Here is a 9,563-nt window from a genome sequence, read left to right as displayed (position 1 = left end):
TGCCCCTGCAAGAGTAGGACGCCGCCAGGCAATAAGGCGAAAACTGACACATCAAATAAGATGGTCAGTTTTTTTGTTTTTCTAGAACATTAGGCTCTATACTAAACCTGGTTGGTGGTACTCCTTATTGTAACAATCCACAGAAAGGGACAAAAATTATGCTCATACTAAATATGTGTTGTTCCTAATTAGAAAAAGGGGTCAGGGCAATGATGCATCGAGCTTCCTACGAAAGTAAAAGACCAGAATATCCATGTTGTAAAAAGCCAAGCAATAAGTTTACTTTACATCAGATATCTTGTAACAATAAGATTTAAGAAAAGATGCATTGTCGGCATATCTTTTACGAACGACCACTACCAGCAATATACGAATTTCGTTAAAACATCAACTTTAAGTTATCTGTGGGGTTCATTTTAAGCTTGTGACAAAAAATAAGCTAGATAAATGATTTACCTAAAAAACTGTAAAAGTAGAAGTATTTCAGCATAGAAGGGAGCGTTCCTGTGGTTGGAAAAGAAAAAAAACTTACATTCGCTTATCATAGCCATTCAGTAATGGCTATGAGGTAAGTAACACTATAAAAGTGTTAAACGTCATTTATTTGGGAGCTGAGCGAATGAAAAAAAAAATATTATGGTAACAAGAAGGTTAAAAAAATCAACTAAGGTTAAAAGAGCTGGTGGAGAGTTTTCACTATTACTTACATATTTTTTGCCTTAATTTGTTACTTTTACGCTCAGTATCTCTTTTATCCGCAAATGAAGGCATGGCGATCTTGGCGTTTAAGCAGAGAATGTAAAGCACTGGAAAATTCGTTCAAACTCTAAATAGGCAACTAGATTCTCTCACTAAAATGAAGACTCCTCCAACAAGTTGAAAACATGTGTGGAGGAGTACTTGGATAAACTTTGCTAAAAACATTGAAACTATTTATTAAGACTGAGCTATATCAGCTTCACCATTGAAGGTTTCTCTCTTACTGCTTAAGCTGTCAGTTATAGCTGTAATTGCTCCGTCGCCAGTAACGTTACAAGCTGTTCCAAGACTGTCTTGGGCTAAGTATAAGGCGATCATCAGTGATACCATGGTTGAGTCGAAGCCTAGCATACTCTCCAAAAGTCCAATTGCTGCCATAACTGCACCACCTGGAACTCCTGGTGCAGCTATCATTGTGACGCCTAACATTAATATAAATGGAAAGATAGTTCCAAGCGTAGCTGCTTCGCCTTGTAAAAATAATACAGCTAATGCACAACTTACTAACGTGATAGTACTGCCTGATAAATGAATGTTTGCCAGTAATGGTACTGTGAAATCTGCAATATTTTCTCGTACCTTTAGTCGTTTAGCGTGCTCTAAAGTAACGGGGATGGTAGCTGCTGAAGATTGTGTTCCTAAAGCAGTAAAATAGGCAGGTGCCATTATTTTGAGCATAGATAATGGGTTTTGCTTGCTTAAACCTCCTGCAACTGTATATTGTACGAATAAGTAAAGCAAATGTAAGATGATTATCATAATAAAGACTTTAGCAAAAACAGCTAAAATAGTACTTACTTGACCAGCAGCAGTCATATTGGCAAAGATACCAAAAATATGAAACGGAAGTAACGGAATAATTACCTTTTCAATTACTAAATGAATAATGTCTCTAAAATCAAGGGATAGTTTGTAAAGCGTATCTCCCTTAATTGCTGCAATTCCTAATCCAAGTACGAAAGCAAGCAATAATGCGGTCATCACGCCCATGGGTGGGGGCATTTCAATTTGGATAAATCCGCTGCTTAATGATTTTGTTGGATCGGAAAAAGACTGAAGTGATTGTTGATTTAATAAGTTAGGATAAATCATTTTAGCAGATAAAAAGGCAATGATTCCAGCAATAATTGTCGAAGAATATGCGATAATTGCTGTCAGTCCTAATAATTTTCCAGCTCCTTTTCCCATTGAACCGATACCAGGAATAATAAATCCGAGAATAATTAACGGTATTATAAATCCTAAAAAGTTACCAAACAGATCATTGAATGTTGCAAATAAACGTATAAACCAGTCATTTAGAAATGAACCAAACGCAATCCCTAGTCCTATAGCGATGATAATGCGTAGTAGTAATCCAAAACCTTTCAAATGGATCGTCCTCCTTTCATTTTAATATTATCTATTGTACACAATATGTATAAATTCGTCTAACATGCATATTCAGAAAAAAGTACAATTATATGAATACCTTGCTATTGAATAATTATTTTATTCATAATGCTGGCATTTGAATCAGCATTTATTCCTGCTCAAGCAATTAACGCCTCCCCTCTATACAAAAAGGGAACAAAGGCGCAAGGGCGCACGTTTAGCAACGTAGCGAATGGAACGCATCAACTAAAGTTTTAGGAGTCATGCCACTAAAAACAGGGGTATGCTGATGCCAGAGCGGCAAGCCCGTATTTAGTCGGCCTTCCTCTTAGCTACAACCGATGAGGCTTTAATGGAGGGGCGATTTTGTGCAGTCGCCTAGTTGCTGGGCTTATGCGCGGACGTGGATATTCGGTTATTTCGTTATCCCCTAGCCATCATTTTATACTTCTTATCTTTTAATAAAAGCGCACCTTACTAAGGTGCGCTTTGCCCATTTAACTCATCCCATAAGGACCTAATTGTTGCGAACCGCCGTTATTAGCAGTGTTAGAATTTGACATTTGCGATACAAAAGGAATCATTTTTTGCATGGTTTGACCAAAATTTTGATTGTTTTTCGTCATCGTATAAAATGTAGCAGCACCTACGCCTACAGAAGCAATAATTGGTATCCACATTCCACTTTTTTGCACCATCATCGATCCTTTCTTTGCCCTTAGAGTGATAAAAACAGACATTATTAGGTTAAGCAAAAGCCTAAAAACGATACAAGGTATCAACTTCCAACCTCTGCTTCAATAGCAGCATTTAAACCGGCGATTCTGCCTGTAACAAGTGCAGATGTTATATTATAACCTCCTGTATAGCCATGAATATCCAATATTTCCCCACAAAAATATAAACGTTCCATTACCTTAGAACGCATAGTACTTGGAACAATTTCTTTAATGGAAACGCCACCACCAGTAACAAACGCTTTTTCCAAGGGGAGGGAGTCATGAACATAAAATGTAAACTGTTTGCAATCGTGTATAAAATCCAATACCCATTGCTTGGAAAGATTTCCTGCTTTTTGATCTTCAAATACGCCATGTCGTTCCAGTAAAAACCCAATAAACCTTTCTGGCGCCCATCCTTTTAACAAGTTTTTAATCGATTTTTTAGGTGTTGCTTGAATCTTTTCCGAGAGTTGCTGAACTAGGTCTTGTTCAGTGGCATTAGGAAATAGATCAAGCTCCATTGGAACAGCAGTTTGCCCTTTTTTTATTTCTTTAACAACAAATTGGGAACAACGCAGTACTGCTGGACCAGAAATCCCGAAATGTGTAAAAATCATATCCATTTGATGGGAAATAATGTTTTTTCCTTTTTGATTAAGCACAGATAAACGAACGTTACGTAAGGAAATACCTTGTAATAATTTATTTTGGATAAAAGGTTCCTTAGATACTAAAGCAACTTCTGTAGGATATAGATCGGTAACTGTATGTCCGGCTTTTTTTGCCCATGCATACCCATCTCCAGTAGAACCTGTTTGAGGTACCGCTTTACCTCCAACAGCAATGATAATGGTTTTAGATTGAATTTTATCCCCATTATAGAGGATAATAGTATGGTGTTTCTTGTCGTAGTGGACTGCTTTTACAGGCATCTCTAGCTTTACTGTGACATTTAGCTCTTCCATGCGCTTCAGTAATGCATAAACTACCGTTTTAGACTGATTAGTAACTGGAAACATTCTGCCATGATCTTCTTCTTTTAATGGGACATTTAAATGGGTGAAAAAATCAATAATGTCGTAATTGTTAAATATAGAAAAAGCACTGTATAAAAATTTTCCGTTTCCTGGAATATGCTTAATGACTTCTTCTTGAGGCAGACGATTCGTTACATTACATCGGCCACCACCTGAGATAGCCAGTTTTTTTCCTAGTTTCTTTCCTTTTTCCAGTAATAAAGTGTTGGCACCTGACTCAGCTGCGGCAATAGCAGCCATTAAACCAGAAGGTCCTCCACCAATAATGGTTACGTCATAGGACATTTTCTTCATTCCTTTCCGTAGTATCGTACCATGAACAAGGAAAAGAGACAATTTATCTTGGTAAACGGTAATGTATGAAGAAGAAGAAACATTTTGTAAAACAATGTTGTCATTTAAGGAGAGGAAACAAAGAAAAATGTGATAAAATAGATCATATGCTAATTTTGAAAAACGAATTACATAATATATAGAAGCTTTTTATTAAATGTTGATAAATGCAGGTGAAAAAATGTCGAATATAGTACGTGGAACGATATTGTTAACAGGAGCTACCTTTCTGTCTAAATTATTAGGAATGGTTTATGTCATTCCCTTTAATTCATTAGTTGGTGCAACTGGTGGGACGCTTTTTTCCTTAGCGTACACACCTTACAATATATTTATTAGTATCTCTACTGTTGGAGTGCCATTAGCTGTATCCAAGTTTGTTTCTAAATATAATGCTGTTGGAGATTATGAAACAGGAATGCGCATGTTCCGTACTGGGATGAGTTTGATGGTTACAACTGGGATAATCGCTTTTTTTGTGCTGTTTTTTAGCGCCGATTTGTTGGCGGCTGGAATGATTACGAGCGAAAATGCCGAAGCAATATCAAGAACAGATGTAGCTTTTGTTATTAAGATGGTAAGCTTTGCGTTGATTTTGATTCCCGCTATGAGTATCGTTAGAGGCTTCTTTCAAGGGTATCATTCGATGGGTCCTACAGCTTTATCACAAGTAATGGAACAAATTGTACGTATCTTTTTTATCTTAGCAGGATCCTTTGTTATTGTTAATGTTTTAGGTGGGTCCATTATTGCAGCTGTTGGATTTTCGACTTTTGCAGCTTTCCTTGGTGCAGTCGCTTCCTGTGTTGTATTATGGGTTTACTGGCAAAAGCGAAAACCGTATATGGATAGACAACGGAAGCAACAAATATATATGTATGATATTCGCACTCGTGATATGTTAAAAGAGTTATTTCGCTATGCGGGTCCGTTTGTTTTAGTCGGCTTAGCAACTCCTTTGTACCAATTGATTGATCAATTTACTTTTGAAAGGGCAATGGTAGCTAGTGGCCGAGAAGATTTATGGTATTTTACCTATTCGGTCGTGAATTTCTATGGTCATAAACTGGTTATTATACCTGTCACAATTGCAACAGGCTTATCTTTAGCTATACTTCCAGAAATGACCAAAGCATTTACACAACAAAATAACCAGCTGTTAAAGAAGCAAATTAACCAGGCCCTGCAAATTGTAATGTTTCTAATTCTTCCTGCTGTTGCTGGGCTTTCTCTGTTATCTACAGAAGCGTATGGAGCATTATTTGGTTTGGAACAAATTGAAATTTCAGGTGAATTGCTCGCTTGGTATGCTCCCGTAGGTTTGTTTTTTGGGCTTTTTACAGTTACCTCATCTATTTTACAGGGCGTTAATCAACAACGGTTTGCTGTTATTAGTTTATCGGCAGGTGTGCTCGTAAAACTATTGTTAAACATACAGCTTATTTATATGTTCGGGGCAAAGGGTGCTATTTTAGGAACAGCATTGGCTGTAGGTATTGCTACTGTACTTAATTTATGGTGTATTCGGTCAGCGGTCCACTTTTCCTATAAACCATTAGCTAAGCGAACGTTATTAATATTGATTTTCATAGCAATAATGAGCTTAGTGATCGTTTTAGGTAAATATTTGTTAGGTATAGCAGTACCAGATACTCGTTTTGGGATGATGCTCACATTAATTGTATGTGTATGTTTGGGTGGATTTGTTTATTTATGGTTGGCTTATGCTTCAACATTGTTAGAAAGAGTGCTTGGAAATCGAATTCGGTTTTTAGATAAAATTTTCCGGCGATAGGAGAGTAAAAAATGCGGCTTGATAAATTTTTAGCCAATGCTGGAATTGGAAGTAGAAAAGAAGTAAAAGCATTGCTTAAAAAACGACATGTTACGGTGAACGATAAAGTAATGAAAGATGGCTCTGCTCACATTGATCCGGATAACGATATGATAAAAGTAAACGAGAAGCTTGTTCAATATCAAAAATATATCTATATCATGCTGCATAAACCACCTGGTGTAATTTCCGCAACCGAGGATAAAAAAGAAAAGACAGTCATTGATTTGTTGCCGGTGGAGTTACAAAAATTTCGTCCATTTCCTGTCGGTCGGCTTGATAAGGATACGGAAGGATTGCTAATACTAACAAATGATGGACAATTAGCGCATGAATTATTATCTCCGAAAAAACATGTGCCCAAAACGTATTTTGCAAAGATTAAAGGTGAAGTAACAGAAGAAGATGGTAACGTTTTTGCTAATGGAGTTACGCTGGATGATGGTTATATAACCAAGCCTGCTACATTAAGCATTTTGCAACAGGGAGAAACATCAGCGGTAGAGATTACTATAACAGAAGGGAAATTTCATCAAGTTAAACGAATGTTTCGTGCCGTTAATAAACAAGTACTATATTTAAAACGAACGAGGATGGGAAAACTACGACTTGACGATACGCTTAAAATGAGTCAATACCGAGAATTAAACACAGAAGAATTAAAATTACTGTATGAAATTTAAAGCAAAATAGTCTTGAATGAGTATAGGTTTTTATAGGAGGCTAATGATGTTACAACAGCCACATTATTTTATTGCTATCCCATTATCTAAAGAGATGCAATCTGCTTGCCGTAAGGAGCAAGCAATTTTAAGGTCTAAGCTTCCTTACAAGCAGTGGGTACATGAGCTGGATTTTCATATTACTTTAAAGTTTTTAGGACCGGTGTCCGATAGTAAAGTATGGGAATTGGTGAAGAAGTTGCAAACAATTTCTTTCTCTCCCTTTTATGTACAAGTAGGCGGCATCGGTACTTTTGGCTCCACTGATAAACCTCGCGTTATCTATTCTGCTGTACAATCGACCGAGGCTTTAACAGATTTAGCGAAACAGGTACAGTTTGTAGCAGTACAAGAGGGGTTCTCATCGGAAGAGCGACCATACATTCCTCACATCACATTAGCAAAGAAATGGGCCGGTACTGGAAGCATGGAAAAAGAAATAGCACAGACAAAACGTATGAACCATTCCATCAACCGGTTATATGTTGACCGCTTTGTCCTATATCAAATTTTTCCAAAGGAACAGCCAAAATACAACGTAAAAGCTTGTTTTAAAGCGTTGGGAGGTGAAAACACTGGCGCAATTGATTAAATTACAAGATTATATTTCCCGGTATGAGTGGAATCCATATCGATATCCTAGTCAATTTATTCGCTTAAAAAACGAAAACTGGCACCAATTGAAAGATATGTGGGAAAAAGCAGCTAATAGCTCTGTGGATCATACTGAAATGATGCACGAAGCAAAGGAACATCCGCGCTGGAAGGTGTGGAAGCGCAAAACAAAAGCAGTTGATGTAGACCACGAAGAATATACTGCTGATCTTGATCTCCCTGAAACTAAGCAAGGGTTAAAGCAATATTACTTAGACAAATTATTGCACTTACAAATGAAGTGGGCTACTTCAACGGTAACCGATATTTCCTTTGTTGATAAGAAATGGACAGAAGATAGTGAGATTAAATATTTTTTACAACGGTTTCCAGATACGTATTTATTTTTGTATTACCCTATTTTTGCAATTAAAAAAGCTCCAGTAGAGTGCGAAATTATTTTAATATCTCCAATCGGCATTGAAATCATCTACCAATTAAGGGAGACTACTGGAGCAACGATAGTAGCGCAAGATGCCCGAACGTGGATCGTTGAAAAGGAAAATAGCAGGGGAAAATTGTTAAACCCACACATCGCTCTAAAACGAACGGAAAACATTATAAAAGGCATCCTTTCTCATTATCATTTAAATTTCCCAATTACGAAAACCATTCTAGCTAAATCTAATCCAGTTCAATTTTTAGCTGAGCCGTATCAGACGAAAATTATTGGGAAACAGCAATACGATAGCTGGTTCTCGCAAAAGCGAAATATGTCTACTCCATTAAAAAACCAGCAGTTAAAAGTAGCGGAAGCATTATTAAAACATGTACAAACTACTTCGGTAAAACGCCCGGAATGGGAAGAAGAACGCAGCCCATTTGAATTTGTTGCAGAAGAATTTTAACGCTAGTCCGTTTCCTGTTTAGTAACTTATAACTAACAGAAAAAACGGATTTTCTTCCGAATTTTTTTCCTGAAATGTTAATTGCACAAATCATTAGCTATTCAGATTTGTATTTTTGGTTAGATATAGATAAAATATATTATTGAACGCTAAAATTTGAAAGATGTGAGGAATTTATGGTGAACTGGCTGAAGCGAGTTCTAGGTAGTGAGTGGGAAGTAGTGCCAGCAGGTGGGCTTACGGGAGACGCTTACCTGGCAACGAAGGATAACCAGCGGTTATTTTTAAAACGGAACTCATCCCCGTTTTTAGCTGTTTTATCGGCAGAAGGGATTGTACCAAAGCTAATTTGGACAAAAAGAATGGAGAATGGTGACGTCATTACAGCACAAGAATGGCTGGAGGGAAGAGAATTAAAACCAGTAGAAATGCAACATTTACGAGTTGCAGACTTATTACGAAAAATTCACCAGTCCTCTGAATTGTTGCACATGCTTATGCGCTTAGGAAAAAAACCGATTACTTCAGATGAAAGTTTCGATACCATCAAAAAACGCTTATTGCAAACTGATTTACATCATACACATGAGCAGATCAATCTCGCACTAATCAACTTAGAAAAATTGCTTCCTGTTACGAGGAAGCAGAAATTAGTCGTGTGTCATGGTGATTTAAATCATAATAATTTACTTTTAACCGAAGAAGGGAATTTATATCTTATCGATTGGGATAACGCGTTAATTGCCGATCCGGTTATCGATTATGGAATGATTTTAAATTGGTATATACCACAAGAAAATTGGCGTGAATGGTTAAGTCAGTACGGTATTGCAACAGACACTCACCTACTGGGGCGGATGCATTGGTATTTATTACTTGATACCCTTCATTATTTATGTTGGCATAAAGAACGTGATGAAGGTGTTAAATTTGTAGATCGTTTGCACGAGCTACAAGTATTAAATAAACAAATAGGGAATTTTAACTTAGACTTGTTTGGTGAATAGCATCAATCCACGTCGCCAACTGCTTATTATTCGCCGTGATGTGTGCTTCTATATCTCGTGAGGATTCACCGTTTTTTCCGTAGTGGTATATTTCAGGTAATAACGCATGCAGTTGTTGATTGGTAATCGAGCTATTTTGCATGAGTGACTTCACTAGCCTAGTAATTTGTTGATATTCAGAAACGCTTCCACAACAGTCGCTGTAATGTTCATCTAATAAATCCATAAGCAAGGTTAGTTGGTTATTTGTGTTTAGTTCCATCTTCAAATCAC

Annotated in this window: 9 protein-coding genes; 5 read left to right on the top strand and 4 right to left on the bottom strand. The window is 37.0% G+C overall.

Annotated features, from left to right (window positions below; translation table 11 throughout):
- Nucleotides 1-936 precede the first annotated feature (936 nt).
- From D1839_RS06165 to D1839_RS06155, 3 genes are all read right to left on the bottom strand, one after another.
- On the bottom strand, nucleotides 937-2,130 hold the full coding sequence (locus tag D1839_RS06165) for a dicarboxylate/amino acid:cation symporter (RefSeq protein ID WP_120379153.1): 1,194 nt from the start codon (nucleotides 2,128-2,130) through the stop codon (nucleotides 937-939).
- A 500-nt stretch (nucleotides 2,131-2,630) separates the two neighbouring features.
- Nucleotides 2,631-2,831: a hypothetical protein gene (locus D1839_RS06160; protein ID WP_120379152.1), complete on the bottom strand. Its 201-nt coding sequence runs from the start codon at nucleotides 2,829-2,831 to the stop codon at nucleotides 2,631-2,633.
- 80 nt (nucleotides 2,832-2,911) lie between these two features.
- Entirely contained in the window at nucleotides 2,912-4,177 is a 1,266-nt protein-coding gene (locus D1839_RS06155; protein WP_120379151.1) for an NAD(P)/FAD-dependent oxidoreductase, read from the bottom strand.
- A 229-nt stretch (nucleotides 4,178-4,406) separates the two neighbouring features.
- Between D1839_RS06155 and D1839_RS06150 the strand changes: the two genes are divergently transcribed.
- The 5 genes from D1839_RS06150 to D1839_RS06130 all read left to right on the top strand — a co-directional run bounded on the left by D1839_RS06150 (nucleotide 4,407) and on the right by D1839_RS06130 (nucleotide 9,290).
- Nucleotides 4,407-6,020 (top strand): putative polysaccharide biosynthesis protein, encoded by a 1,614-nt coding sequence (locus D1839_RS06150; RefSeq protein WP_120379158.1) that lies wholly within the window; start codon nucleotides 4,407-4,409, stop codon nucleotides 6,018-6,020.
- 11 nt (nucleotides 6,021-6,031) lie between these two features.
- Nucleotides 6,032-6,742: a pseudouridine synthase gene (locus tag D1839_RS06145; protein ID WP_120379150.1), complete on the top strand. Its 711-nt coding sequence runs from the start codon at nucleotides 6,032-6,034 to the stop codon at nucleotides 6,740-6,742.
- Between the two features lie 46 nt (nucleotides 6,743-6,788).
- Nucleotides 6,789-7,373: an RNA 2',3'-cyclic phosphodiesterase gene (gene thpR / locus D1839_RS06140; protein WP_158589612.1), complete on the top strand. Its 585-nt coding sequence runs from the start codon at nucleotides 6,789-6,791 to the stop codon at nucleotides 7,371-7,373.
- The gene (locus D1839_RS06135) at nucleotides 7,348-8,283 is read left to right on the top strand and encodes an NERD domain-containing protein (RefSeq protein WP_120379148.1); all 936 of its coding nucleotides are present in this window, start codon (nucleotides 7,348-7,350) and stop codon (nucleotides 8,281-8,283) included. The genes thpR and D1839_RS06135 overlap by 26 nt, the downstream gene beginning before the upstream one ends.
- A gap of 176 nt (nucleotides 8,284-8,459) precedes the next feature.
- Nucleotides 8,460-9,290, top strand: a complete 831-nt coding sequence (locus D1839_RS06130) for a phosphotransferase family protein (RefSeq protein ID WP_120379147.1) — start codon at nucleotides 8,460-8,462, stop codon at nucleotides 9,288-9,290.
- Here D1839_RS06130 and D1839_RS06125 read toward each other — a convergent pair.
- On the bottom strand, nucleotides 9,265-9,552 hold the full coding sequence (locus tag D1839_RS06125; RefSeq protein WP_120379146.1) for a YtzH-like family protein: 288 nt from the start codon (nucleotides 9,550-9,552) through the stop codon (nucleotides 9,265-9,267). The two genes, D1839_RS06130 and D1839_RS06125, sit on opposite strands and share 26 nt — an antisense overlap.
- Nucleotides 9,553-9,563: the final 11 nt, after the last annotated feature.

The organism is Roseburia sp. 1XD42-34, from assembly GCF_009917385.1.
Classification (GTDB): domain Bacteria; phylum Bacillota; class Bacilli; order Bacillales; family Amphibacillaceae; genus Virgibacillus.
Note: the sequence above shows the minus strand (reverse complement) of the source record. Positions and strands in the feature narration are given on the sequence as shown.

Excerpts from the sequence above, each read along its gene's own strand:
- D1839_RS06160 (WP_120379152.1), bottom strand. The coding sequence starts at position 2,831 with ATGGTGCAAAAAAGTGGAATGTGGATACCAATTATTGCTTCTGTAGGC.
- D1839_RS06155 (WP_120379151.1), bottom strand. The coding sequence starts at position 4,177 with ATGTCCTATGACGTAACCATTATTGGTGGAGGACCTTCTGGTTTAATG.
- D1839_RS06150 (WP_120379158.1), top strand. The coding sequence starts at position 4,407 with ATGTCGAATATAGTACGTGGAACGATATTGTTAACAGGAGCTACCTTT.
- D1839_RS06145 (WP_120379150.1), top strand. The coding sequence starts at position 6,032 with ATGCGGCTTGATAAATTTTTAGCCAATGCTGGAATTGGAAGTAGAAAA.
- thpR (WP_158589612.1), top strand. The coding sequence starts at position 6,789 with ATGTTACAACAGCCACATTATTTTATTGCTATCCCATTATCTAAAGAG.
- D1839_RS06130 (WP_120379147.1), top strand. The coding sequence starts at position 8,460 with ATGGTGAACTGGCTGAAGCGAGTTCTAGGTAGTGAGTGGGAAGTAGTG.
- D1839_RS06125 (WP_120379146.1), bottom strand. The coding sequence starts at position 9,552 with ATGGAACTAAACACAAATAACCAACTAACCTTGCTTATGGATTTATTA.